23 protein-coding genes are annotated in these 25,348 nt (G+C 66.7%); 10 read left to right on the forward strand and 13 right to left on the reverse strand.

The genetic code is table 11. The features are described from left to right. Window positions 1-72: 72 nt before the first annotated feature. From KDB67_RS22020 to KDB67_RS22035, 4 genes are read right to left on the reverse strand one after another with little or no spacing between them, the layout of a single operon-like run. Window positions 73-684, reverse strand: coding sequence for a PaaI family thioesterase (locus KDB67_RS22020; RefSeq protein ID WP_291020643.1), 612 nt, complete (start codon window positions 682-684; stop codon window positions 73-75). A gap of 4 nt (window positions 685-688) precedes the next feature. After that, complete coding sequence (locus KDB67_RS22025) at window positions 689-2,245, reverse strand: AMP-binding protein (protein WP_291020645.1); 1,557 nt, start codon at window positions 2,243-2,245, stop codon at window positions 689-691. Continuing rightward, window positions 2,242-2,652, reverse strand: coding sequence for a Zn-ribbon domain-containing OB-fold protein (locus KDB67_RS22030; protein WP_291020647.1), 411 nt, complete (start codon window positions 2,650-2,652; stop codon window positions 2,242-2,244). The genes KDB67_RS22025 and KDB67_RS22030 overlap by 4 nt, the downstream gene beginning before the upstream one ends. 3 nt (window positions 2,653-2,655) lie before the next feature. Next, window positions 2,656-3,810 carry a thiolase family protein gene (locus tag KDB67_RS22035; RefSeq protein WP_291020649.1) on the reverse strand — a complete coding sequence of 385 codons (1,155 nt, stop codon included), beginning with the start codon at window positions 3,808-3,810 and terminating at the stop codon, window positions 2,656-2,658. 227 nt (window positions 3,811-4,037) lie between these two features. Between KDB67_RS22035 and KDB67_RS22040 the strand changes: the two genes are divergently transcribed. Continuing rightward, on the forward strand, window positions 4,038-5,384 hold the full coding sequence (locus tag KDB67_RS22040; protein WP_291020651.1) for a phenylacetate--CoA ligase family protein: 1,347 nt from the start codon (window positions 4,038-4,040) through the stop codon (window positions 5,382-5,384). Beyond that, entirely contained in the window at window positions 5,381-6,091 is a 711-nt protein-coding gene (locus tag KDB67_RS22045) for a hypothetical protein (protein ID WP_291020653.1), read from the forward strand. Before KDB67_RS22040 ends, KDB67_RS22045 begins: the two co-directional genes overlap by 4 nt. Window positions 6,092-6,373: 282 nt before the next feature. Here KDB67_RS22045 and KDB67_RS22050 read toward each other — a convergent pair whose 3' ends face one another. Both KDB67_RS22050 and KDB67_RS22055 read right to left on the reverse strand, forming a co-directional pair. Then, window positions 6,374-7,006 (reverse strand): TetR/AcrR family transcriptional regulator C-terminal domain-containing protein, encoded by a 633-nt coding sequence (locus tag KDB67_RS22050; protein ID WP_291020655.1) that lies wholly within the window; start codon window positions 7,004-7,006, stop codon window positions 6,374-6,376. Window positions 7,007-7,025: 19 nt separating this feature from the next. Continuing rightward, window positions 7,026-8,375: an acyl-CoA dehydrogenase family protein gene (locus tag KDB67_RS22055; protein WP_291020657.1), complete on the reverse strand. Its 1,350-nt coding sequence runs from the start codon at window positions 8,373-8,375 to the stop codon at window positions 7,026-7,028. A 194-nt stretch (window positions 8,376-8,569) separates the two neighbouring features. Here KDB67_RS22055 and KDB67_RS22060 point away from each other — a divergent pair, with 194 nt between their 5' ends. From KDB67_RS22060 to KDB67_RS22075, 4 genes are read left to right on the forward strand one after another with little or no spacing between them, the layout of a single operon-like run. Then, window positions 8,570-9,658, forward strand: a complete 1,089-nt coding sequence (locus tag KDB67_RS22060) for an amidohydrolase family protein (protein ID WP_291020659.1) — start codon at window positions 8,570-8,572, stop codon at window positions 9,656-9,658. Beyond that, window positions 9,655-10,053: an OB-fold domain-containing protein gene (locus tag KDB67_RS22065; protein WP_291020661.1), complete on the forward strand. Its 399-nt coding sequence runs from the start codon at window positions 9,655-9,657 to the stop codon at window positions 10,051-10,053. The genes KDB67_RS22060 and KDB67_RS22065 overlap by 4 nt, the downstream gene beginning before the upstream one ends. Before the next feature lie 3 nt (window positions 10,054-10,056). Next, entirely contained in the window at window positions 10,057-11,202 is a 1,146-nt protein-coding gene (locus KDB67_RS22070) for a thiolase family protein (RefSeq protein WP_291020663.1), read from the forward strand. Beyond that, window positions 11,199-12,695: an AMP-binding protein gene (locus tag KDB67_RS22075; RefSeq protein ID WP_291020665.1), complete on the forward strand. Its 1,497-nt coding sequence runs from the start codon at window positions 11,199-11,201 to the stop codon at window positions 12,693-12,695. Before KDB67_RS22070 ends, KDB67_RS22075 begins: the two co-directional genes overlap by 4 nt. Window positions 12,696-13,219: 524 nt before the next feature. Here KDB67_RS22075 and KDB67_RS22080 read toward each other — a convergent pair. The 7 genes from KDB67_RS22080 to KDB67_RS22110 form a co-directional block, all read right to left on the reverse strand. Next, window positions 13,220-14,368 carry an acyl-CoA dehydrogenase family protein gene (locus KDB67_RS22080; protein WP_291020667.1) on the reverse strand — a complete coding sequence of 383 codons (1,149 nt, stop codon included), beginning with the start codon at window positions 14,366-14,368 and terminating at the stop codon, window positions 13,220-13,222. 115 nt (window positions 14,369-14,483) lie between these two features. Further along, window positions 14,484-15,515: an acyl-CoA dehydrogenase family protein gene (locus KDB67_RS22085; RefSeq protein WP_291020669.1), complete on the reverse strand. Its 1,032-nt coding sequence runs from the start codon at window positions 15,513-15,515 to the stop codon at window positions 14,484-14,486. Then, window positions 15,512-16,672: an acyl-CoA dehydrogenase family protein gene (locus KDB67_RS22090; protein ID WP_291020671.1), complete on the reverse strand. Its 1,161-nt coding sequence runs from the start codon at window positions 16,670-16,672 to the stop codon at window positions 15,512-15,514. Before KDB67_RS22090 ends, KDB67_RS22085 begins: the two co-directional genes overlap by 4 nt. Window positions 16,673-16,676: 4 nt before the next feature. Beyond that, complete coding sequence (locus KDB67_RS22095; protein ID WP_291020673.1) at window positions 16,677-17,885, reverse strand: amidohydrolase family protein; 1,209 nt, start codon at window positions 17,883-17,885, stop codon at window positions 16,677-16,679. 106 nt (window positions 17,886-17,991) lie between these two features. Then, window positions 17,992-19,023: a hypothetical protein gene (locus tag KDB67_RS22100; RefSeq protein WP_291020675.1), complete on the reverse strand. Its 1,032-nt coding sequence runs from the start codon at window positions 19,021-19,023 to the stop codon at window positions 17,992-17,994. 52 nt (window positions 19,024-19,075) lie between these two features. Continuing rightward, a complete protein-coding gene (locus tag KDB67_RS22105) occupies window positions 19,076-20,305 on the reverse strand; it encodes a CaiB/BaiF CoA-transferase family protein (RefSeq protein WP_291020677.1) in 1,230 nt (409 codons plus the stop codon). Next, entirely contained in the window at window positions 20,302-21,540 is a 1,239-nt protein-coding gene (locus KDB67_RS22110; protein ID WP_291020679.1) for an acyl-CoA dehydrogenase family protein, read from the reverse strand. Before KDB67_RS22110 ends, KDB67_RS22105 begins: the two co-directional genes overlap by 4 nt. 95 nt (window positions 21,541-21,635) lie before the next feature. Here KDB67_RS22110 and KDB67_RS22115 point away from each other — a divergent pair, with 95 nt between their 5' ends. From KDB67_RS22115 to KDB67_RS22130, 4 genes are read left to right on the forward strand one after another with little or no spacing between them, the layout of a single operon-like run. Then, the gene (locus KDB67_RS22115) at window positions 21,636-22,427 is read left to right on the forward strand and encodes an enoyl-CoA hydratase-related protein (protein WP_291020681.1); all 792 of its coding nucleotides are present in this window, start codon (window positions 21,636-21,638) and stop codon (window positions 22,425-22,427) included. Window positions 22,428-22,450: 23 nt separating this feature from the next. Beyond that, window positions 22,451-23,326 (forward strand): amidohydrolase family protein, encoded by an 876-nt coding sequence (locus tag KDB67_RS22120; protein ID WP_291020683.1) that lies wholly within the window; start codon window positions 22,451-22,453, stop codon window positions 23,324-23,326. Then, the gene (locus KDB67_RS22125) at window positions 23,316-24,509 is read left to right on the forward strand and encodes an acyl-CoA dehydrogenase family protein (RefSeq protein WP_291020685.1); all 1,194 of its coding nucleotides are present in this window, start codon (window positions 23,316-23,318) and stop codon (window positions 24,507-24,509) included. The genes KDB67_RS22120 and KDB67_RS22125 overlap by 11 nt, the downstream gene beginning before the upstream one ends. Before the next feature lie 11 nt (window positions 24,510-24,520). Beyond that, window positions 24,521-25,339 carry an enoyl-CoA hydratase/isomerase family protein gene (locus KDB67_RS22130; protein WP_291020687.1) on the forward strand — a complete coding sequence of 273 codons (819 nt, stop codon included), beginning with the start codon at window positions 24,521-24,523 and terminating at the stop codon, window positions 25,337-25,339. The last annotated feature ends 9 nt before the right edge of the window (window positions 25,340-25,348 follow it).

The following is a 25,348-nucleotide window of genomic DNA, read 5'->3' on the forward strand; positions in this document are numbered from 1 at the left end:
CTTCTTGATCCCTGAGGCCGTTGCGAGGAACGAGCGAGGGCCGCGTTGGGTCCGGTGAGATGACGGCCTGGCTTACGCCGAACCCGGCCGCAAGACCACGAACAGCCCGTGTGCCTCGGCGCACAGACGCTCGCCGTGCCGGATCTCGCCGGTGAGGTACCGTTTGCGGCCCTCCTCGCGGTCGAACCGCACGATCACGTCCAGGTCGGTGTCGACGGGGGTGACGCTGCGGTAGTCGACGTGCAGATATGCGGTGCGGGCGATGGGCCGCCCGTGCGAGTTGGCGAACCGGCCGAGCGCGTCGTCGAACAGCAGCGGGATGGCGCCGCCGTGTGCGGCGTTGTTTCCGCCGAGGTAGTGCCGGCCGAATCGGACGGTGCCCCGTGACTGAGTCTCGGTCTCGGATTCGACATGCACCACGGGCACGAGCGTCTGCCCACGCCCGGGCGCATTGAGCCTGCCCGACAACTGCGACCATTCGTCGGTCTCGGCAGGTGCCAGCACGTCGATGAGCTGGGCGACCAGCCCCGCCGCGGTGCGGGTCTGCTCGGCGTCGGGTGCGGCGGCGGTGAGCACGTCCTGCAGAACCCGGAACTGCTCAACGAATTCGGCGTAGCCCTCGGGCACCGTGACGGGCGCGGGCTTGTCCCACCAGTTGGGCATGTGCTTGGGCAGTGCTTCCATGGCTCTAGTGCGCTCCTACCTTGGTGATGTCAGCCTTCCCAGGGTATCCACCACCGCCGAACGCGGCGTCGAGGGCGTCGTAGTCGGTCTGCCCGCCCACCGTCGGAAGCGCGTCGACGAACTCGACGAAGCGCGGCTTCTTGTACGAGGCGATGCGTTCCTTGCAGTAGTCGCGCAGCTCGTCCTCCGATACTGATCCGCCGTCCTCGAGCACGACGATCGCCTTCACCGACTGCACGAACGCGGGATCGGGAACCCCGATGATCGCTGCGGCCTTGACCGCCGGATGGCTGGTCAGGGCGCCCTCGACCTCCGGCGGGTAGATGTTCTCGGCTGCCGACTTGATCATCCGCGTCATGGTGCCCAGGAATGCGACGGTCCCGTCGGCTTCCCGGCGACCGGCATCGGTGGTGCGCCACCACCCGCCGTCGAGGAATCGGGCCTCATTGACCGCCGGCCGGTTCCAGTAGCCCTGGTGCACGGTGTCACCACGCAGCGCGATCTCGCCGATCTCGCCGTCGGCCACCTCCACGCCGTCGGTATCGACGATCTTGACCTGGGTGAACGGCGACGGCCGCCCCCCGTTGCCGATGCCGGTGGGACCGAACGCCTTGAGCAGCGCGAGTCCGGTGACCTCGGTCTGCCCGAATCCGCCCGGCCGTTGCGCCCACGCGGAGGTGTCGGCGGGCAGCGCGTCGCCCCACACCGGGCCGAACGCGCCGGCTCGCAGCGACGAAAGGTCATGGGCGCCATCGGCGTTGATCGCCCTGATCTCCATGATGGTCGGCGGCATCAGGAACGCCGAGGTGACCTTCTCCGCGGCCAGGATGCGCAGCACCTCGGGCGCTTCGACGCGGCGCAGGTACACGTTGGTGCCGCCGTGGATGAACACCGGCAGCGAATCGAACTGGAAGTTCCCGATGTGGAACAGCGGCCCGGAATTGAGGAACACGCACGTCTCGTCGATATCGGTGGCCGCCGAGGTGGCGATCGCCATCGAGATGAGGTTGTGATTGCTGAGCATCGACCCGCCGGGCTTGTCGATGATGGCCGCCGTGTAGATCACCAGCAGCGCGTCGTCGGCCGAACCCTGTTCCGGCACAGCCTCTGTCGACGCTACGGCCACCAGCGCGTCGTAGCCGTCGGCGGCGTCGGTGTCGAGCTGGATCCAGGTGCCGGCCGAACTCGCCTGTTCCCGGGCGGCGGCCACGGCGGTGCCGATCTCCTCGTCCTGCCACACGGTCAGTGCGGGCGCGAGATCGTCGATGACGAACGCCATTTCGTCGCCGGACTGGCGCCAGTTGACCGGGCAGATCATCGCGCCCACCCGGCTGGCGGCGATCATCAGCTCCAGGAAGCGGTACGACGACTGCGCCAGCCACAGGATCCGATCGCCGCGCCCCACACCGGAATCGGCGAGGACGTGCGCCACCTGATTTACTCGGGACTCGAATTGTGGCCAGCTGAACCGGATCTCGCCGTCGACGACGGCCGTGCCGCCGGGATATCGGCGACTGTTCTCGGTGCAGATGCCGGACAGGGTGAGGTGGGTGCTGGTCACGATGAGGGCTCCGTTTTGCTGGTGGGGGTGAAGGCGGGCAGGGTTGCGTTCTCGATGTCGATGAAGTTCACCTGCACGCGCATGCCGATGTGGACGTCGGCCGGGTCGCAGCCGACGATGTTGGTCAGGTAGTTCCAGCCCTCGTCGACGGCGACGACGGCCAGCAGGTACGGGTTGTCAAAGTCGGCCGACGGCGGCCGGTGCACCACGGTGAACGTGACGACGGTGCCCAGACCACTGCTCGGTGCGTACGACCAGTCGGTGGAAGTCGTTCCGGGAACGCATCGTTCGGGCGGAAAGAAGTATGTTCCGGTGGTATTGCAGCGGGGCACCATCAGCCGGTGTTCGCGGGCGGAGTCCCAGAACTCCTGGGACAGTACGGTCGGTCGTGCGTCGAGTCTGCGCATGGCTCAGCCCTTTCCGAGGACGGCGATCTCGTAGTGACCGGCGGCCGAGCCGGCATTGGCGGCCAGCGTGATCTGTGGGTCGGCGATCTGGTGGACGGCGGTGCCGCGGAGCTGGCGGACGCATTCGATCACCTTGAGCGTCATCTGCTGGGTGCCGTTCCACGCGTACGACAGGCAACCGCCATCGGGGTTGACCGGGTGCGGCCCGTCGAGCCCGATGGAGTGGTCGGTCACGTACTGACCGCCCTCGCCTTCGGTGCAGTAGCCGAGAACCTCCAACTGCCGGATGATCTCGAACGAGTTGGGGTCGTACAGGCTCAGCACGTCGACGTCGGTGGGGGCGATCCCGGCCAACCGGAAGGCGCGGGCAGCGGCCCGTTCCCCGAGCCTGCCCACCTCGCTGTACGACGGCGGCAGCACATACGCCCCGCCGGCGGCCTCCATCGCGCCGCCGAGGATCGACACCGGTACGTGTGGCAGGTCGCGGGCCCGTTCCAGGCTGGTCAGCACGACCGCGGCGCCCCCCTCGCCGGTCAGGCAGACGTCCAGGCGGTGCAGTGGGCTGGCCAGCATCGGCGAGGCCAGGATGTCCGCGGCGGTGTAGGGCCCTTTGCCGAACATCACCGCCTCGGGGTTGGTGCTGCCGTTGTTGCGGATGGTGGCTGCGACGGTGGCCAACTGCTCCGGTGTGGTGCCGAAGCGGTGCATGTGTTCGGCGGCGACGAGTGCGAACAGGGGCACCACGTATCCGCCCCAGACGTCGGTGAACTCGCACGGCTCCATTCCGGGGCCGACGCTCGCGCCGGGACCGAACATCCCGGCCATGCCGCCGCCGACGACGGCCACATCGCACAGTCCGGCGTCGATCGCCGAGGCCGCCTTGAGAACGCCGCGCGCGCCGGAGGTGTCGAGCAGTGAATCGCTGACCCAGCTGACGGGGCCGCCGAGGGCACGCGCCCACGAGGCGCCTTCACCGGGTTCGCCGCCGGGACCGGGCCAGTCGGCGGCCACGCCGTCGACATCGGACGATTGCAGGCCGGCGTCGGCGATCGCGCCGAAGACGGCCTCCTGTGCCAGGTCGAGCGACGTGCGGTGGGGAAGACTCCGGCCTTGTTCGGTCGCGTACACGCCGACGATGGCCACATCTCGCAGGCTCACAGTGGGGGACACCCTCTCAGGAAGTCAATCAGTACAAACAACTTAACAATTAACACACGTGGGCGCCACGGGTCGTTTTTGTCCGGTTCTATACAGTTTAATCAGTTTACTGATAGAGTGTGCGCCAGGTCACGACGAGACGGCCGCCGCCCGGCCCGGGCGGTGCCCCGTGAACAGGTCCCACGACCGGCCCTATGACCAGTCAAACCTCAACAACCGGAGGAAGATTGACCATCCAGAGTGGGCTCGAAGCCGCGAGCCCGGTACCAGATACCGAAGCGCATGAACTGCTGGAGCCGGAGATCGAACGCGCCCCACGCGACAAGATCGAGGCCGGCCAGGAGGCCGCGGTGCTCGACCTGGTCCGCTACGCCTGGGACAACTCACCGCTCTATCGCGAGCTGTGGGCCGCCGCCGGCGTCACGCCCGACGACATCACCTCGATCGAGGACTTCACCACCAAGATCCCCACCCTCAGCAAGGCCGACATCATCGCCTACCGCGAGCGCACCGGCGACCCCTACGGCGGCCTGCTGTGCGTGCCCGCGACGGAATTGACCTCGCTGACAACCACTTCCGGAACGACCTCGGCACCAGAGCCGCTGCCGGAGATCTGGACGCAGGCCCCGCCGCTGCCCGCCGCGTCCACGCGCGATCTGTACGGGCACGGACTGCGGCCCGGCGACCGCGTGCTGGTGCCGGTCGGCAGCTTCCGCAACTACTGGGACGACTTCTACCAGGCGCTCGGTTGCACCCCGGTGTTCGCCGACAGCTGGCTCGGCCAGGGCGAAGGTCTGCTGCGCGCCATCAAGAAGCACAAGGTCGCCTACCTGCAGACCCACCTGCCGGCGATCATGGAATTCGAGAGGCTCGAGGACAAATACGACCTGCGCGACTACTTCTCGTCGGTCAAGTTCTTCTCCTACGCGGGCATGCCGATGGGCGAGGCCCTGCGGCGCAAGGTCACCGAGGAGTGGGGCGTCAAGGTGGTCACTTACACCAGCGCCGGCGACACCGGAACCGCGTGGGAAGGGCCGGGATTCGACGGCTATCAGCTGTGGGAGGACACCATGTTCCCCGAGGTGGTGGATCCGGTCACCGACGCCCCCACCCCCGAGGGCGAGATCGGCGAACTGATCGCCACCGACCTCGACAACCGGGCCGCCCCCTACATCCGCTTCCGCTCGGGTGACCTGGTGCGCGTGAGCCGCGAACCGGATCCGGTGGGCCGCACCCACACCCGCATGTGGGTCCTGGGCCGTCAGGGCGACGAGACGATGATCGACGGCAAGGCCATCCTCGTCAACGATGTGTGGCGCATCGTCGAAGCCGAACCCGAGCTCAGCGACGGCATGTTCCAGATCATCCGTTCGTCGGGTCCGATGACGCGGTTGCGGCTGCGGATCGGCTACGCACCCGAACGCACCACCGACGTCGGCGACGTGGAAAGCCGGGTCGTGGCCGCCCTCGAAGCCGGTCTCGGCGTCGGTGTCGACGCCGCCATGATGACCACCGAAGACATCCTGCAGTACAGCTCCAGCGTCGCCAAGTTCCCCAGGACGGTGAAGGAATGACACGTCAGACAATGCTCGAGGCCGCCGCCCGGCTGCCGCGCTCACCCCTCTACGGCATCGGCGTCGCCCGCTCCGGCGACGACTACATCGACTACGAGATCGGCTGGGACGACTTCGCCCGCGACACCGACTGGGCCCACGCCCAACTGGTGGCGGCTGGGGTGACCGGTGACGACCACGTACTCGTCACGACCCCCAATCACGAAGCGCCGCAGATGAGTCCGATCGTGCACGCGCTGCGTCGCATCGGGGCCACCTACACGCCCACTGAGACCTACGGTTGGGACGTCAACCGGTTCCTGTCGATCCTGCGCAGCTTCCCGGTCACCGTCGTCATCGGTCTCGGCGAGGAGACCCTTGGCGCCATTTCGTCCCAGGTCGACGACCTACGGGCCGAATTCGCCAAGGTGCGTCTGCTATGGGCCCGCAGTGGCCCGCACGCCACCCTCACCAATGCCGGCATCCCGTCCATCGGACTCGAATTGCTCGGTCCCGCACTGGGTCTGGCCGTCCCCTCGGCCCCTCACGACCTCCAGGTCAATGCCGCCGAATGGCAGGTCACCGCCGCCGACGACGGCTCCCTGTCGGTCGCCGGCACCCACGCCCGCCACGACCCCGTCCCCGCCATCCCCACCGGCCTGACAGGCACCCTCACCCAACAGGACGAGAACACCACCCTCGTCCGCATCGGGGGCGCCCCTGCGTGAGAGCCTGGCGTCACCTGATCCTTCGTGACCCTCGCTCCTCCGTCGCTTCAGCCTCAGGGATCAAGAAGCCTGGTCGCGACAGACCACCTTGATTCCTGAGGCTGATTGTTCGTGACCGTCATCTTGATTGCTGGGGTTGATTGTTCGTGACCGTCATCTTGGTTGCTGGGGCTGATTGTTCGTGACCAATCATCTTGATCCCTGAGGCCGTTGCGACGAAGGAGCGAGGGTCGCGAAGGGTCCGGTGACCTTTCGCCACCTGACTCCACCGAGGAGCCGCACTCAGCGGGAGTTGTTCTCCGCGACCCGGACCCGCAGTCCGTCGATGAGGGTTTCGATGCCGAAGTTGTAGTAGTCGGCGCCGTGCAGTTCGTCGAGGTGGGTGACCATCCGGGCCAGGGTCTCGGGCAACTCCCCGTCGTCGGCCGGCCGCGACACCAGCGTCACCTGGTATCGCCCGAACAGGTACGTGTGAATCATCGAGTATGCCAACAAAACCTGACGCTCCGAGAGCCCCGCGTCCACCATGATCTCCATGAACGCGTTGACCAACCGCCGGTCGGTCTGCAACATCCGCTGCAGCAATAATCCGGCGATCCCGGGATGCCGCCGCAGATGGGTGTCGATACCGTCGATCAGCTTGCGCAGCCGCATCTCCCAGGGCCCGCTGTCCGCCGTCGGAATCGCCACGTCCGCGAGCGTTTTCCGGGCCACCAGGTCGAGTAGTTCCTGCTTGTCGGCGACGTACGAGTACGCTGCCATCTGCGACCGCCCCAACTCCTTCGACAGCCGCCGCATCGACAGCGCGTCGAGCCCGTCGGACCGGATGACCCGCAGTGCGGCGTCGACGATCTGATCCTCGGTCAGCGTCGCCGGACGCCCCCTGCTCTTCTTTCCGACTGGTTCAGCGGGCACAGCGGGCAGTGTAGTTGCCTCAGATGCCAAGACGCTCCAGCATCCGTTCATGCGCCAACGCCGGTCCGCCGAGGAGCAGGTCGGTGGTCCGGGCCCGGTTGCGCAGCCCTGCCACGACCTCTCCGTCGATGCCCGAAGCCGCCGATCCCAACAGCAAGGCAACCCTGCGCACCGCCCGTGAGCAGCCGATATGGGCGATCGCCGCGGCCACCGACGCGGCATCGAGGTCGTCGTCGCCCTGTAGCGTCACCGCCCGGTACCAGAGCGCCGTGGCGGTGCAGCGGGCCACTTCGAGTCCGGCGATCAGCCGTGTGTAGCGGCGCCAGGCGGCGTCGTCGTCGCACGACGGCGGCACCTGCGAATAGTCGCCCAGGGCCCTGTCGACCAGACCCATCTGCTCACCGGCCAGCACGGTCCCGGCCTTGTCGACGGTGCGGTTCATGATCCGCCCGCCCGCGCCGTCACGCCCGATGAGCCGACCTGGGGCGGCCTCGAAGGTAATGCGGGACAACTGATGTGCCTCGTCCAGGCCGTCGAGCGGTTCGACGGTGACCCCGGGCGCCGACCTTTCGACCGCGTACAGCGACGGCCCACCGATCGTGCGGGCGATCACCAGCAGCGTCGCGGCATCGGATGCGCCTGGTACGTACCATTTCTCGCCGGTGATCTCCCACCCGTCGCCGACCGGGGTGGCGCGGGTCTTGACCAGCGCGGGATCCCAGGAACCGGTCTTCTCGGCGGCGGCGAGGGTGCAGGTATGCACGTCGACGGTGTCGTCGGTGGGCGAGCCGGCAATCCAGAATGCTTGCGCCCCAAGGCCGGCCGCGCCGAAGTACGGTGTCGGCGACAGGGTGTACCCGGCCGAGTACGCGACCCGCGCCAGATGGATGGCCGAGCCGGTGAACGCCTTGTCGGGCCAGCGATCCTCGGGCAGGATCGCGGCCAGTTCCTCGGTCCGTTCGATGACCCGCCCGGTCACGTCCTGCGCGACGACGTCGAGGGCGCGTTCGGCGTCTGCGGTGAGCGCGGCCGTCGCGGTGGTCAGCGTCAGCATCGCGGCGCGGAACGGATTGCCGGTGTCGATGAGCAGTCGCGGGCCGAGGACCTCGGCGATGAACTCGCCGGTCGCGGCCAGCACCCGGCTCTCGGCGGCGTGGATGACGGCGTCGGTGCAGACCACATCGCCGCGGCGCAGTTCGGCCACCGCGCTCAGGTCGACGATCAGGTCGCTGAGGGTGCGGCGCAGGGCGCGGTCGTCCCACGTCCAGGTGGACCGCATCAGCGCCGACAGGTTCTCGGGGGTCAGCAGGGCCAGGTATTCGGCGCGCTGCTCGGGGGTGAGGCCGGCGGTGTCGGTGGTCTGTGTCATGGAAGCTCCTGGAAACGGTATCGGGGCCGGGTGGGGGCTACTCACGGCCACATCTTTACGTTACAGTGTAAAGTATGTGGCCGACAGGGTCACCTTTCTTCCATATCCGCCGCTCATGTCCCGCACAGCCCCGGACACCGGATGTATGTCCGGAATCCACGACATGAACCGAAATCCCGACAGAGGAGAAATCCATGACGCAAGCGATGTCCGCCCCGTCCGAACAGGCCGGCGACGAAAAGATCTGGGCCCACTCGGGCGACTCGCACCTGATGGAACCCGAGGACCTGTGGACCTCGCGCCTGCCCAAGGCGCTCGCCGACCGGGCGCCCCGCTCCGAGCGCGGCGAGAAGTACGAGATCGTCTACATCGACGGGACGCAGATCGACCGGCAGCTCAACGACTTCATGGACGCGATGCGCCCGCCGGGTTTCAAGGATCTCACCATCCGGCTGCGTGACCTCGACCAGGAGGGTGTGCGCAATCAGCTCGCCTTCCCGTCGATGGGTTTCTGGGTGTGCAACATCCGCGACCCCGAACTGGAGAACGCCGTCGCCCGCGCCTGGAACGACTGGGCGATGGAAGACATCATGGGTAAGCAGGACCGCATCTTCGCGCCCGCTATCATTCCGCTGATGGACGTCGGCAACGCCGTCGCCGAGGCCGAGCGTGCCGCCGAAATGGGTTTCAAGGCACTGTATTTCCCGTGCGGCATCCCTGACGACCGCGCGTGGGGCCTGGACATCTGGGAGCCGCTGTGGACCGCGGCCGAGCGGATGGGTCTGCCGCTGACCTTCCACATCGGCACCGGATCGGCCAACGTCGTCTACCGCGGCCCCGGTGGTGCGGTGGTCAACTACATGGAGACCACCTACCCGGGTATGCGCGTCGTCTCGCACATGGTGGCCGGCGGCGCACTCGACCGGCACCCCGACCTCAAGGTGCTCATCGCCGAGGGTGGTGCCGCGTGGGTGCCGGCGATCGGTGACCGCATGGACGAGGCCTACCGCCAGCACGGAATGTTCGTGCGGCCCAGGCTCTCCCGGCTGCCCAGCGAGATCATCCGTCAGCAGGTGTTCGCCTCCTTCCAGCACGACATCAGCGCCGTGCAGGTCATCGAGGACACCCACTACGACAACGTGCTGTGGGGCGATGACTACCCGCACCTCGAAGGCACCTACGGACACACCCAGCAGACGCTGCACACCATCTTCGACGGCGTCGACGACCGCATCCGCGACCGGGTGCTGCGCGGCGCGTTCGAGGAGCTTTTCGGGGCATGAGTTCAACGGACACAGCAACTTTCACCGCACCTGACGGCCTGTTCCGGGTCGGCGACGACGGTGTGCACCTGATCGCGTCCCGGTCGTCACGATCGGAGTTCCTGGTGTTCCCGGCCGAACCTGGTCAGGAGACGGTGGAACTGAGCACCTCGGGCACGTTGTACACCTGGACCAGCCAGGAGTTCGTACCGCCCGCACCGGCTATCACCGACGGTGAATTCCGTTCGTACGGAGTCGGATACGTGGAGTTTCCCGAAGGAATCCTGGTGGAGGGCCGGCTCACCACGTGTGACCCGGCCGAACTGCCCATCGGCGGACCGATGCGCGTGATCACCATCCCCTTCGCCGGCGGCGAGACATTCGCCTTCACTCCGGCCCCCGGAAACGAGGACTGAACCATGACCGAAGTGTCCGTCATCGGCGTCGGGATGCACCCGTTCGGCCGGTTCCCCGGAAAGTCCGCCCTCGACATGGGTGCCGATGCGCTACGCGCCGCACTCACCGACGCGGGCATCTCCTGGTCCGATGTGCAGACCTGTTTCGCCGGCAGTCTTGAGGTGTCCAACCCGGATTCGGTGGTCGCCAAGATCGGGCTCACCGGCATCCCCGTGTACGGGGTGTTCAACGGCTGTGCCACCGCCAACACCTCACTGTCGATGGCGGCCAGGGCGATTGAACACGGTGAGGCCGACATCGCGGTCGCCGTCGGTTTCGACAAGCATCCCCGCGGTGCGTTCTCGGCTGATCCGTCGGTGCTGGGTCTGCCCGCCTGGTACGCCGAAACCGGGATGTTTCTGACGACCCATTTCTTCGGCATGAAGATCAACCGGTACATGCACGAATACGGCATCACCCCGATGACGTTGGCGCGGGTGGCGGCCAAGAACTTCCGTAACGGCGAGCTCAATGAACGCGCCTGGCGGCGGACCCCGATGAGCGAGGAGGATATCCTCGCCGCGCCGTACCTGAACTATCCGCTGACCCGATTCATGTACTGCGCCCCCGACGAGGGGGCGGCGGCGGTGGTGCTGTGCCGTGCCGACAAGGCCCGCGAATACCAGAGCCAACCTATCCGGCTTGCGGCGTCGTTGCTGCGTACCCGCACCGACGGGGCGTTCGAGGTGCAGTGCCCGTCGCTGCCTGCCACCGGGGCACCGAGCCCTACCGTCGCCGCATCGCTCGCGGCGTACGAGCTGGCCGGGGTATCGCCATCGGATGTGGGGGTGGCGCAGTTGCAGGACACCGACGCAGGCTCCGAGGTCATCCACATGGCGGAGAACGGATTCTGCGCCGACGGTGATCAGGAGAAGCTGATCGCGGACGGGCACACCGAGATCGGTGGGTCGTTGCCGGTGAACACCGACGGCGGTCTCATCGCCAACGGCGAGCCGATCGGGGCGTCGGGGCTGCGGCAGATCCACGAGGTGGTGCTGCAGATGCGTGGGCAGGCCGGAAACCGGCAGATCGCTGTGCCGCCTCGTGTCGGCTACACCCACCTGTACGGGTCGCCGGGTACCGGCGCGGTCTCCATCCTGATCCGGTGAGTACCGACACGGTGCCGCGGACGACGGTGTTCGAACCCGATTGGGCCGGCCGGACCGCGATCATCATCGAACCATCCGGTGATTCCATCACTTTCGGGGAACTGGAGGCCCGGTCCAACCGGGCCGCCCAGTTCTTCCGATCGGCCGGTCTGGCCACCGGCCGCACAGTGGCGATCGCGATGGAGAACCGGATCGACCTGCTGGTGCTGGCATTCGGTGCGCAGCGGGCCGGGTTGTACTACGTGGTGGTCAACACCCATCTCACCCCCGCCGAAGCCGGTTACATCATCGCCGATTCCGGTGCGGCGCTGGTGGTGTCGTCGGCGCAGTGTCGCAGTGCGGTCGGCGAACCCGCGGTGCCCGCGTACTCGGTGGATCCGATCGACGATCCGCTCTGGCGGGCACTGGATCTCGCCGACTACCCGGCCGAACCGATCGCCGACCAGGCCGAGGGCGACTTCCTGCTGTACTCGTCGGGTACCACCGGACGGCCCAAGGGGATCGAAAGGGCTTTGGGCGGTGGCGCATTCGGTACGTACCCCGATATCCCGGGCAAATGGCTGGCCGGGCTGCTCGGGTTCGGTGTCGGCGATGTGTATCTGTGCCCGGCGCCGCTGTATCACGCGGCACCGCTGGGCTGGTCGATGGGTGCGCTGCGGCACGGCGGGACCGTCGTTGTGATGGAACATTTCGATGCCGCCGCCGCGCTCGAACTCATCGAGCGGCACCGGGTCACGCACAGTCAGTGGGTGCCGACGATGTTCGTTCGGATGCTCAAACTCGATGCCGCCGTTCGGGATCGGCACGACTTGCGCAGTCACCGCGTCGCCGTACATGCCGCCGCCCCGTGCCCGGTGGCCGTGAAACACGCGATGATCGACTGGTGGGGACCGATCCTGTTCGAATTCTATTCGGCTACCGAAGGTGTCGGCGCCACCAGCATCTTCTCCGCCGACTGGCTGACCAAACCGGGGTCGGTGGGCAAGCCGATCATGGGCACCCCGCATATTCTCGACGACGACCATCAGCCGCTCGGGCCGGGGGAGGTCGGCACCGTATGGTTCAGTGGCGGATCGCCTTTCACCTACCACGGCAATCCGGAGAAGACCGCGCAGGCCTACGACGACGCCGGCCGATCGACAGTCGGTGATATGGGCTGGCTCGACGAGGATGGCTACCTGTTCCTCGCCGACCGCCGCACCAACCTCATCATCTCCGGCGGTGTCAACATCTACCCCCGCGAGATCGAGGACGCTTTGATCCTGCACCCCGACGTCGACGACGTCGCGGTCGTCGGCGCCCCCGACGAGGAGATGGGTCAGCGGGTCGTCGCGCACGTCGCCCCACGCCCCGGCGCATCGCCATCTGCCGAGTCGCTCACGGAGTTCGCCCGGAAAACCCTGGCAGGCTTCAAGATCCCCCGCGACTACCGTTTCGTCGACACCCTGCCCCGCACCCCCACCGGCAAACTCCGCAAACACCTGCTGGTGTGAGCGGGTTGCCTCAGGCGTGCATCTCACCGGACCCTTCGTGACCCTCGCTCCTTCGTCGCATCAGCCTCAGGGATCAAGATGCCTGGCCGCGACCATGCTTCTTGATCCCTGAGGCCGCGGTGACGGAGGAGCGCGGGTTTGGGTTCTCACGTAACCACGAGGTGCTGTGGTGGTGACCCCGCTTCTTGATCCTTAAGGTCGTGGTGACGGAGGAGTGCGGGTTTTGGGCTCTCACGCAGCCACGAGGTGCTGTGGTGGTGACCCGACATCTTGATCCTTGAGGTCGTGGTGACGAAGGAGTGCGGGTTTTGGGTTCTCACGTAACCACGAGGTGCTGTGGTGGCGGCCCGACATCTTGATCCTTGAGGTCGTGGTGATGAAGGAGTGCGGGTTTTGGGTTCTCACGTAACCACGAGGTGCTGTGGTGACCCCGCTTCTTGATCCCTGAGGCCGTTGCGACGAAGGAGCGAGGGTCTCGAAGGGTCCGGTGACGCCGGGCTCCCAACGCTTGTGGCTGTGAACCCTCAGAAGCCGAGTTTGCGGCCGATGAGGTCGAGCATGATCTCGTTGGTGCCGCCGTAGATGCGCTGTACACGGGCGTCACGCCACAGGCGGGCGATCTCGTACTCGTTCATGTAGCCGTAGCCGCCGTGCAGTTGCAGGCAGCGGTCGACGATCTTCCACTGCGTTTCCGTTGCCCACCATTTGGCGCCGGCCGCTTCCTCGGCGGTCAGTTCGCCACTGTTGACGTCGAGGATGCATTGGTCGACGTAGGTCTGCATCACGTCCACCTCCACCCGCATCTGCGCCAGCGCGTGCCGATTGACCTGGAACTTGCCGATCTCCTGTCCGAAAGCCTTGCGCTCGTGCGCATACGAGGTGGCCAGATCGACGGCGCGCCGTGCCTGGGCGACGGCGTGAATGGCGATGCCCAGCCGTTCGGCCGGCAGATTGCGCATCAACTGGTAGAAGCCGCGGTTCTCCTCACCGAGCAGATTCTCCACCGGCACCCGCACATTGTCGAAGAACAGTTCCGCGGTGTCCGCCGACTTCTGCCCGATCTTGTCGAGTTTGCGTCCCCGCGTGAACCCCTCCATCCCGGTCTCGACGACGATGAGGCTGATGCCCTTGTGAGGCTTCTCCGCGTCGGGATCGGTGCGGCAGGCGACGACGACGAGGTCGGCGAGCAGTCCGTTGGAGATGAATGTCTTGGCGCCGTTGATGACGTAGTGGTCGCCGTCGCGGCGCGCCGAGGTCTTCACATTCGCCAGATCCGATCCGGCACCCGGCTCCGACATGGCGATGGCCGTGATGTATTCGCCCGATACGTATTTCGGCAGCCAGCGCTTCTTCTGTTCCTCGGTGGTGAGGTCACGGAAGTAACCGGACAGGATGTCGTTCTGTACCCCGAGCCCGATGCCGACGGCGCCGGTGGCGTGATACTCCTCGTTGAGGATGGCGTTGAACCGGAAATCCTGGATATCGGCGCCGCCGAACTCCTCCGGCATCTCCCAGCCGATCAGCCCCAGTTCCCCGGCTTTGAGCCAGACGTCGCGGTCGACATACCCCCGTTCCTCCCACTCGTCCGAATGCGGCACGCATTCGGTGAGAAAGAATGAACGTGCGGTGGCCCGGAAATCATCGTGTTCAGGTTCAAAGATCTTGCGGCGCATAGTGGTTCTCCCTATCTGAATGTTCTTTGGTTGCGAGGTTTCGAGGCTCGTCACCGGCTCTCCTCACACCTCAACCGCCAGGCGAGGAGCCCCGAAACCCGGTGAGCCGACGGTGTCAGTGAGTGGTCGCGAACTCCCACACCGACACACCCGAGGCCAGGAACACCGACGCCAGTTCCCGTTCCCACACCGAGGGGCCGTCGAAGTCGCGGTTCCAGGCGAGCATGCGGGTAGTGAAGTGACGCAGCTGGTGGTCGAGGGTGAAGCCGATCGCGCCGTGTGCCTGATGTACGTCGCGAGAGACAGCCACAGCGGCCCGGCCGGCCTGGATCTTGGCCACCGCCACGGCGACCTGCGCCTCGGGACCCCCGAACCCATGCTCGTCGACGGCCGTAGCGGCATGCGAGGCGGCGGCCTTGGCGGCCACCAGATACCCGGCGGACCGGGCGATCAATTCCTGCACGGCCTGGAACTTGCCGATGGGACGGCCGAATTGGTGACGTTCACCGACGTGGACGGTCGCCAGGTCGAGGGCCCGTTCGGTGGCGCCGCAGATCTGCGCCGACCGCGCCCACGCACCCCTGATCCGGAACTCGGGCCGCAGGTCGGCGGTGGGCAGGGTCTGTAGCGCCGAGGCCGGAACCGTGACATTGCCCCGGTACTCGCCGGCCAGGTCACCGACCGGCGTGACCGAGCACTCGGCCAGGTCGGCGACCCCGACGAAGCCCGGCCCGGTGACGACGACAGCCGACGCGACCTGTGCCCACGGAACATGTTCCAGGACAACCAGGTCCGCATCGGCCGACAGCATGGTTGAAGCGGCGGTCAGCGGTCCGTCGGGCACGTCGGCCCCCGCGGCGACGAGCAGCCACGCCGCCAGCAGGTCTGACTCGGCGAGCGGTGCGGGCAGCGCGTGATACCCGGATCGGTCGAGAACGATTGCGGCCTCGGTGATTCCGGCGCCGCTACCGCCGGATGCCTCGGGTGTTGTCAGCAGCGACAACCCCGATTCACCCAGCAGTCGCCACGACTCGGCGCTGTACGGCAACGCGGTCTGCTGACTGTGCAGGTGCGGTTCGGTGATCGAACCGAACAGATCGTCGGCCAGCTCACGCAAGCCGGCGAGTTCGGTGGCGGTGGCGGTCAACGCAACCCCAATCCCCGCGCGATCACGCCGCGCAGAATCTCATTGGTGCCGCCGCGCAGGGTGAATCCCGGTGCGTGCAGCAGACCTTCGGCCAGCAGACGGGGCAACTCGACGGGCGAGTCCGGGTCTGCTGGCACCTCGGGGACCAGTTCCGCGCAGGCGGTGACGGCACGTTGTTCGAAACCGGTACCGATCTCCTTGACGACGGCGGCACTCAGGTCGGCAGGCTGCTTGTCCGACAGTGCCCGGGCCACGGATGCCGACAGATGGCGCAACGTGGTGAGGTCGGCGAGAAGCCCACCGAGGGTTCGCAGTTCGTCATCGTCGGCACCGCGCAGCCGCAACCGCGCGCCGACCGCGTCGAGAAGCGGTTGCGGCGACAGGATACGTTCTGGCCCACTGCGTTCGAATGACAACTCGGCACCCACCTGCTGCCAGCCGTTGCCGACGGCGCCGACCACCATGTCGTCGGGCACGAACACCTTGTCCAGCACCACCTCGTTGAAATGGTGCTGACCGGTGAGCAACCGGATCGGCCGGATGTCGATGCCGGGCGAATCGAACGGGATCAGGAACTGGCTCAGCCCGTCGTGCCGGTGGGCCGGGTCGAGATCGGCAGTGCGGGCGAGGACGAAGAACGCCTCGCTGTGGTGCGCGCCGGAGGTCCACACCTTGGTGCCGGTGACCTCCCACCCACCGTCGGTACGCACCCCTCGCGTGCGTACCGACGCCAGATCCGACCCGGATTCGGGTTCGCTCATCCCGATAGCGAAATAGCACTCACCGGAGGCGATCCGGGGAAGGTACTTCGCACGCTGGGCGGAGGTGCCGTGTGCGAGCAGGGCGGGCGCCACCTGCCGGTCGGCCACCCAGTGCGCGGCGACGGGTGCGCCGTGTGCGAGCAGTTCCTCGGTGACCACGAACCGGTCGAGGTAGCTGCGGCCGGGTCCGCCGTATTCGGCGGGCAGGGTCATCCCCAGCCAGCCCCGTTCTCCGAGGCGCCGGCTGAATCCGGGATCCCACGACGAGATCCACGAGTCGACCCGCGGCTGCCATCCGTGGGTGGCGCGGTCGGTGACGATGAATTCGCGTACCGCGGCGCGCAGTTCGCCTGTTTCGGGTGGCAGCGGCGCCACCTCGGGGACCAGTCCGAGCATGCCGTCAGGTCCCGGCGATCAGGTTGATGCCGTTCTCGCGCAAGAACAGTCGCCGATTCTCCTCACCCAGTCCTTCGACGCGGGTGTAGAAGTCGGCGGGTTCGCGCAGCCCTTCGGCGTGTGGCCAGTCCGAACCCATCAGCAGGCATTCGGTGGTGCCGAGCTTCTCGACCATGCCGATGGTGTCGTCTTCCGGGTAGGGCACCACCCGGATGTGCTTCTTGAACACCGTACTCGGCCGTTCGGTGAGCTGCCCGCCGAGCCAGCGACCGTTGCGGGCCATGCCGCGGCTCTTGTCCATGTGCCGGATGAAATGCGGAATCCATTCGGCGCCGAATTCGCTCACCAACACCTTGATGTTGGGGAAACGGCCGAAGAGATTGTCGAAGATGAGCGCCGACAGAGTGTCGGTGACGGGCCGTTCGCCGTAGCTGTTCTGCCACTGCCACGCCGAGAACTGGAACGGCGGCACGAGGCCCCAGCCCCAGTCCGCAGCCACATTCGACTGGTAGTAGAACTCGGAGATGTGGTAGCAGACCACAGCTTTGGCCTCGTTGACACGGGCCCAGAACGGATCGAAGTACGGATCGCCGGGTGAGCGTCCGTACGCCGGGCCGGCGGGCAGCAGCAGGAAGCGGGCACCGGCGTCGAGCACTTTCTCCAATTCTTCGACGGACCGGTCGAGGTCACGCAGCGACAGCAGCGCGGGCGCGTAGATGGTGTCGTGGTAGGAGAATCCCCAGTCCTCGTCGATCCACCGGTTGAATGCGCGCAGGTTGTCGTACAGCGGGTCGATGCCGTCGAGGTAGGCCTCGGCGAGCAGCGCCCAGCCGCCCGGATACATGATCGCCTTCTCGATCTGCTGTTCCTTGAGCTGAACCAGACGCTTGTCCTTGTTGAGGTATTCCTCCTGGATCGGCTCGTAGAACCGGTCGGAGTCGGAGTTGTCGCCCGATGCCCGCTGCTTGAGCATCTCCACCAGCGACCCCGGAACGTACGCCTGGTCGAGGTCGTTTTCGAGTGCGGTCACGATCTTGTCGTTGGCCAGCAGCACTTTCCGGTCGTAGCCGGGTACCTTCACCGGCCGCACCGCGGTGTGCAGTTTGTTGGCCGGCATGAAGCGGGTGAACGCGTCGGTGGCCTCGTAGCAGTGCTGGTCGAAGTCGGTCATCAGGTAGGGGAGGGTTCCCACCGAGTTCTCGATCAGTGCCATGACAATCCTCCATGTGTTGTGTGGCAGTTATCGGTTCGGCACTTCGTGGTGAATAGTGTTGTGCCGCTGTTATTGTGGTTCGGACTTGTGGTGGTTGCCGGTGTGGCTACCAGCTGCGCCGATCGCCGGCCGCGGGAACTGTTTCGCCCCAGGCCATCCACACGTCGGGCACCCGATCGTCGTCGGCGCGGTGCATCCGGCCCTCCTGTTGCGGATTGGGGATCTTGCCCAGGCCGGCCATCCGGCCGTGCAGGTCGGCCTCGCACACCCAGCGTTCGCCGTCGATGACGTAGTCGATGCGCTCGTGCCAGTAGCCGTCGGCGTTGCGGTGCACGGTCAGGTCCATGCTCTTGCCCACGGTGACGGTTCCGTCGCTGCTCGCGCGCACCGCGACATGGAAGTCGCCGTTGCCGAACAGATAGTGGCCCACCTCGCAGGAACCGTCGGCGTAGTGATTGGCCCACGAATACCAGGACAGGTACTCGGCATCGTGCAGCGGATCCTTGTCGATGTAGAGCCGCCCGCCCTCGGGCATCCAGGCCTCCTCCCAGAACAGGAAGCCGCGCACCGGTTTACCGGCGATGTTGCCCTCGACGAACCACGTCTGGGTCAGATACAGCAGCGACGAGTCGGGGCCGGGCAGGAACCATTGCAGCGGCGGTGTGGCGAGCGTTCCCGTCGCCTCGATGACGTCGGTTTCGATGTAGTGGAAGGAGTCGGTGGTCAGGGCGAGCCGGGTGCTGCGGCCGTGCTCGTTCGGTCCGGCGGTGAACTCGACGGAATCGGCGGTGACGGTACGGGTGAGGTCGTTGCTGTCGATGGCGTAGCGCGGTTCGCGCCGCAGCATGAGCTGCGAGTCGGGGCTGCCGTCGCTGTGGGTGAGGATGAGTTTGCCACCGAGGGACAGGATTTCGTCGGGCTTGTGTTCGTCGTGGGCCGGTGGGATGCGCCGCATGATGGTGTACAGGCCGCCGTCGTCGTCCCGCAGGGTGCCCCAGATGTAACCGGCCTCGACGCTCAGCCCGTGCAGCGTCGCGCCGGGGGCCAGAACCTGCGCCGGTTCGAACCGGCGGGCACTGGCCAGGGCTGCGTGCCGGAACGAGCCGGTGCGTGGGAGGTCAGTGAGAGTGATGGGCATCGAACGCCTTTCGGTCGGTTGCGCTGGTATGTGAGTCACAGTATGTGCAGGTTCAGATAGCGCCGGCGGCGCGGAGTTTGTCGATGTCGGAGGTGGTGGCGCCGAGAACGTCGGCGAGTACGTCGTCGGTGTCGGCGCCGAGTCGGGGCGGGCGGCGGTAGCCATGAATCGGCGTCTGCGACAACCGGATCGGATTGCGCAGCACCGGAACAGCTGAATCACGAACTGCGCCGGTATCGGTGTGCCGCAGCATCTCCCGGTGGACGATCTGCGGATTGGCGAACACCTGCGGCATCGAGTTGACCGGGCTGCACGGCACGTCCGCATCCTCGAGCCTGCGTACCCAGACTTCGCGTGGTTCCGTGGCGAAGATCGCCGAGAGCACCTCGAGCACGTGGTCGCGGTTGGCTATACGCGCCGACACCGTGGCGAACCGCGGGTCATCGGTGAGTTCGGGCCTGCCGAGCGCCCCGGCCAGACCCGCGAACTGCCGCGGCGTGCTGGCGACCACGAAGATGTCCTCGCCGTCGGCGCAGGTGAACGCCTGCGACGGGATGCCGCCGAAGCCGCCGTTGCCGCGCCGCGGTGCGGGCTCCCCGGACACCAGATAGTTCTGCACGTAGTGCGAGAGCGAGGCCAGCCCGCAGTCGAGCAACGACATGTCGATGTGCTGGCCCTCGCCGGTGGCATCCCGGTGCCGCAGGGCAGCGAGAATGGCTGTGGCAGTGTACAAGCCGGTGAGGATGTCGACCATCGACACACCCACCTTCATCGGTCCCGCGCCGGGTTCGCCGTCGGGTATCCCCGATACGCTCATCAACCCGCACATCGCCTGGAACACGCCGTCGTATCCGGCGCGATCGGCGTACGGCCCGTCCTGGCCGAAACCGGTGACCGAGCAGTACACCAGCCGCGGATTGATCTCACGCAGACTGTCGTGGTCGAGACCGTACTTGGCCAGCACACCGGTGCGGAAGTTCTCCACCAGCACATCCGATTTCGCAGCCAGATCCCGGATCAGCCGGGCCCCTTCGGGTGTCGAATGGTCGACGGTGATGGATCGCTTGTTGCGGTTGGTGCTCAGGTAGAAGCCGGAATCGCGGTTGTCGGGGTCGCCCAGAAACGGTGGGCCGTAGTCGCGGGCGTCGTCGCCGACTCCGGGGCGTTCCACCTTGATGACGTCGGCACCCAGATCGCCGAGCAGCTGGGTTGCGAAGGGGGCGGCCAGGATTCGGCTCAGGTCGAGAATCCGGATGCCGGCCAGTGCACCGGGGGCGGTCACCTGCGGGCCTCCTTCGGCAGTTTCAGCACCCGTTCGGCGATGATGTTCTTCTGGATCTCACTGGCCCCGGCGTAGATGGTTTCAGCACGGCCCCGCACGAACGCCCGCCGCAGCGTGGTCGCCTCGTCGGTGGAACCTCGTTGCGGGGCGCCTGTTTCCGAAGACCACTCGGTGCCCAGCAGGGCGTCGGTGCCCATCACGTCCATCGCGATCTCGGTGAAGTCCTGATGCCAGCGCGACCAGTAATACTTGCCGATCGACGCCTCCGGCCCGAACTCGCCATCGCGCAGCGCGGCCGACAGGGTGCGTAGGTTGTTGTACGCCATGATCTGTAAACCGATGTAGGAGTGGATGATCCGGTGCCGGATATCCGGATCCTCCAGCGGCGCCCGGCGCCGGGCCAATGCTGTGAGATGGTCCATTTCGCGGACGAATGAGAACTGGTAGTTCAGCACAGAGGTGGCGCGTTCGTGGCCGAGGGTGGTCATCGCGGCCCGCCAGCCCTCACCCGTCGCGCCCAGTACGTTGTCGGCGCTCGTGCGGGCGTCGTCGAAGAACACCTCGTTGAAGCCGCTGTCGCCGAGCATGGTCCGGATGGGCCGCACCGTGACACCGGGCTGGTCGAGCGGGATGAGCATGTACGACAGGCCGGCGTGTTTCACACTGCCCGGCTCGGTGCGGACGATCGCGAAGATCCAGTCGGCGTGGTGGGCGAAGGTGGTCCAGATCTTCTGCCCGTTGATCACCCAGTCGTCGCCCTCGCGGTACGCCCGGGTGGCCACATTCGCCAGATCCGATCCCGCTCCCGGTTCGGAATAGCCCTGACACCACACGACTTCACCACGCGCCATCGGCGGCAGCAGGCGCTGCTTCTGTTCGTCGGTGCCGTAGTGCAGTGCGGTGGGCGCCATCAGGGTCTCGCCGTGGAACGCCGCCCGTGGCGGAGCGCCCGCGCGGGCATATTCCATCGCGAAGATGATCTCCTGCGTCATGGTCGCGCCCCGGCCGCCCAACTCCACCGGCCACGACAGGCCTAGCCAGTTGCCGGCGCCCAGTTCGCGTTCCCACGCGCGGCGCAGCTCCCAGTTGTCATCGTCGTCGGGTCCGCCGCGATCGGCCTGTCCGGCGAACTCGCCCACGAGGTGTTCGGCGAGCCAGGTGCGCACCTCGTCACGAAAGGCGGTGTCGGCCGCCGACAAGGGCAGTCCGGCCACGCCATCGACTGAAAGGTCCATGGCTCGTATAGTACAATCAATTAGCGAATTAACCCAGAGGGCGGGCGGTGGATCCGGCCACGGGGGTTCGAGCGGAAGCATCGGAGGTCTGGTCCGTGCAGGACATCACCTGGACACTGTCCGACGGGATCGGGACGATCACCCTGAACCGGCCGCAGGTACGCAACGCCTTCACCTTCCCGATGCTGCGCGAATGGGAACGGATGTTGCGCGAGGCCAGGGACGACGACGCCGTCAAGGTCGTCGTGCTGACCGGCGCCGGCGACAAGGCGTTCTGCTCGGGCGTCGACCTGGGCTCGATCTCCAACGCTAACCCCGACCTCACCCCGCTCGAACGCAAATCGCAACTGCACGACGAGGTGCACCGGGTGGCCCGTGCCGTCGCCGACCTCGACAAACCGATCATCGCCGCCATCAACGGCGTCGCGGTGGGGGCGGGCCTGGACATGGCGCTCATGTGCGACCTGCGGATCATGTCGACCTCGGCCCGGGTGCTCGAAGGCTATGTAAAGGTGGGCCTGACCCCCGGTGACGGCGGTGCCTATTACCTGCCCCGGATCGTCGGTACCGCCAAGGCGCTCGAGTTGCTGCTCACGGGGGATTCCGTCGACGCGGCTGAGGCGCACCGCATCGGTCTGGTCAACCGGATCGCCGAGCCGGCCGAGTTCGCCGGGGCCACCGAACAGTTCGCCCGGTCGATCGCCCAGCACGCACCGGTCACCGTCCGGATGATCAAGCGGCTCACCTACCAGTCGGTCGACGCCGATCTGCGTACCGCGCTCGAACTCGCCTCCTCGCACTTCGCGGTGGCCTCGGCCACCGAGGACGCCGCCGAGGCGCTCGCCGCGATGAAGGACAAACGTCAACCGCAGTACCGCGGACGCTGAACAACCTCAAGGGAGTATCTTCAATGACCACAGCAGCGGAACCGGCCGTTTTCGACGCCTGGATCAACCTGCCGTATCTGCCCGGCGAGGTCACCCCCGACCCGTCGGTCGTGGCCCGTTTCAAACGCGGCAACAGCGCCTACGAGGGCGGCGAGACGATCGCCGACGTGGTCGCCGAGATGGATCGCCTCGGCGTGGAGGCGGGGGTGCTCACCAAGGTGCCCCGCGACATAACCCCGCCCTATGTGCACGGCACCAAATCCGGTGAGCAGGTGCTGCGCGATACCTGTGAACGTCTGGCGAAGATCGCCGCCGACCATCCGGGACGCTTCCTCACCTCCGTCGGCATCGACCCGCGCCTGGGTTACGAGGCGGCCAAGCACGTGCGGATCGCGGTGCGCGAGTACGGCATCACCTGCATCCGCATCATCCCGATGTTCACCGGCATCGCCATCGACGACAAACTTGCCTATCCGCTGTACACCGCGGCCTGCGACGAGGGCGCGGTGGTGTCGATCAACGTGGGTGTGCCCGGTCCGATGAAACCGGCCAAACTGCAACGCACCATCCTCATCGACGAAGTGGCACTGGCCTTTCCGGAGCTCAAACTGGTGATGAGCCATCTCGGTGATCCGTGGATCTCCGAAACCGTCGCGATGCTCATCAAACATCCCAACGTGTTCGCGATGACCGCCGGCTGGGCACCCAAATACATTCCCGAGGAGATCCTGCGGTTCGCCGAACGCCGCAATCCCGGGAAACTGATGTGGGCGTCGGACTATCCGATCCTGCCGATCGAACGGGCCGTCGTCGAGGGCCGGGCGGTTCCGTTGACCGGCGCCGCCCGGGAGGGCTATCTGGGAGCCAACGCGCGCAAGGTGTTCGGTCATGGACTTTGATCTCGCGCCGGGTGTGGGTGAGTTCCGCGAGGAGATCCGCACCTGGCTCGACGAACATCTCGTCGGCGAGTTCGCCGCGCACCGCGGCGTGGGCAGCCCCACCGACGACACCGCCTGGGACGTGCGGGTGGCGTGGGAACGCGAACTGTCGGCCGGCGGCTGGCTGGGCGTGACGTGGCCGCAGCGCTTCGGTGGCAGGGGGCTCGGGCTGGCCGAGGAGATCGTCTTCGAATACGAATACGCCCGTGCCGCCGCACCCGCCCGCGTCAATACCCAGGCCCTCGAACTGCTCGGGCCGACCCTGCTGGCGTGTGGCACCGAGGAGCAGTGCGCCCGGTTCCTGCCGAAGATCCTTGCGGTGGAACAGATGTGGGGCCAGGGGTTCAGCGAGCCCGGCGCCGGTTCCGACCTCGCCGACGTCCGCACCAAGGCCCGTCTGGACGGCGGGGTGTGGCATGTGGACGGGCAGAAGATCTGGACCACCTTCGGCCATCACGCCGACTGGCTGTACGTGCTGTGCCGCACGAATCCCGATCTGTCGTTGCGGCACAAGGGATTGACGATGCTGCTGATCGACGCCGATCAACCCGGCGTCGACATCCGGCCCATCGAGAACATCAACCGTTCCACCGAATTCAGCGAATGCTTCTTCAGCGATGCGCAGACCCCCGAGGACATGGTCGTCGGTGCGGTGGGCGGCGGCTGGTCGGTGGTGATGACCACGCTCGGCATGGAACGCGGCAGCGCCCTGATGCCGATGCAGCTGTCGATGCAACGCGAACTCGACGGCATCATCGGCCTGGCCAAACGCAATGGCACGGCCGATGATCCGCAGATCCGCCGCCGACTGGTGGACGCCTACATCGGAATCCGGCTGATGCGGGCCACCAACCTGCGGGTGGTGGCCGACCTGCTGAACATCGACGCCCCCGATCCCGGCGCGGCCACCGCCGCCGCAGCCGCCACGACAAAGCTGTTCGCCTCCACTCATCACCAGCGGATGGGGGAGCTGGCGATGGATATCGTCGGCCCGGCAGCCTTGTGCGACAACGGCGATCACCTCGATGAGGTCAGCGTCATCCAGAAACTGTTCCTGTCCTCGCGCGCGGAGACCATCTACGGCGGAACCTCGGAGATCCAGCGCAACATCACCGCCGAACGCATCCTGGGCCTGCCCAGATAGGAGTTAGCACAATGCCGAATCCGGATACATCCGACTGGGAAAGCCGATTCACCACGATGACGGTGACGGCCGACGGACCGGTGCGCATCGTGACGATGAACCGCCCGGACTTCCGCAACGCCGCCGACGCCGTGATGCACCGCGAACTCGGCGAGATCTGGGACGCCCTCGCCGTCGACCCGGGCTGCCGGGTCGTCGTGCTCACCGGTGCGGGCAAAGCATTCAGCGCCGGCGGGGACCTGCCGCGCATGGTGGAGACCCAGGAGAACCAGGACATCCAGGAGGAGGTGTTCAACGAGGCCCGGCGCACGGTCAATTCCATGATCGCGTTGCCGCAGCCGCTGATCGCCGCCGTCAACGGTGCCGCCGTGGGCCTGGGCGCCAGCCTGATCTCATTGTGCGACCTCGCGATCGCCTCCGACCGGGCTTTCCTGGCCGACCCGCACCTCGGCGTAGGGCTGGTGCCCGCCGACGGTGCCGCGCTGCTGTGGCCGCTGGTCATGGGTGCGATGCGCGCCAAGGAGTACGTCTTCACCGGCGACCGCATCCCCGCCGACACCGCGCTGGCGTTGGGTCTGGTCAACCGGGTGGTGCCCGCCGACGAATTGATGCCCACCACACTGGAACTCGCGCACCGGATCGCCGAGGTACCGCAGCAGGCGTTGCGGCAGACCAAACGGCTGATGAACACCCACCTGACCCGGGCACTGGCCGGTCTGCTCGACGACGCGCTGGCCACCGAACGGGTCAGCGTCAACTCGGCCGACCACAAGGAACTGACCCGGGCACTCGTCGAGGCCGCCGCCGCGCGTGCGGCGCAGCGGTCGTAAAGGGGAAGG

It is taken from the genome of Gordonia sp. (in: high G+C Gram-positive bacteria) (genome assembly GCF_020438995.1).
Classification (GTDB): domain Bacteria; phylum Actinomycetota; class Actinomycetes; order Mycobacteriales; family Mycobacteriaceae; genus Gordonia.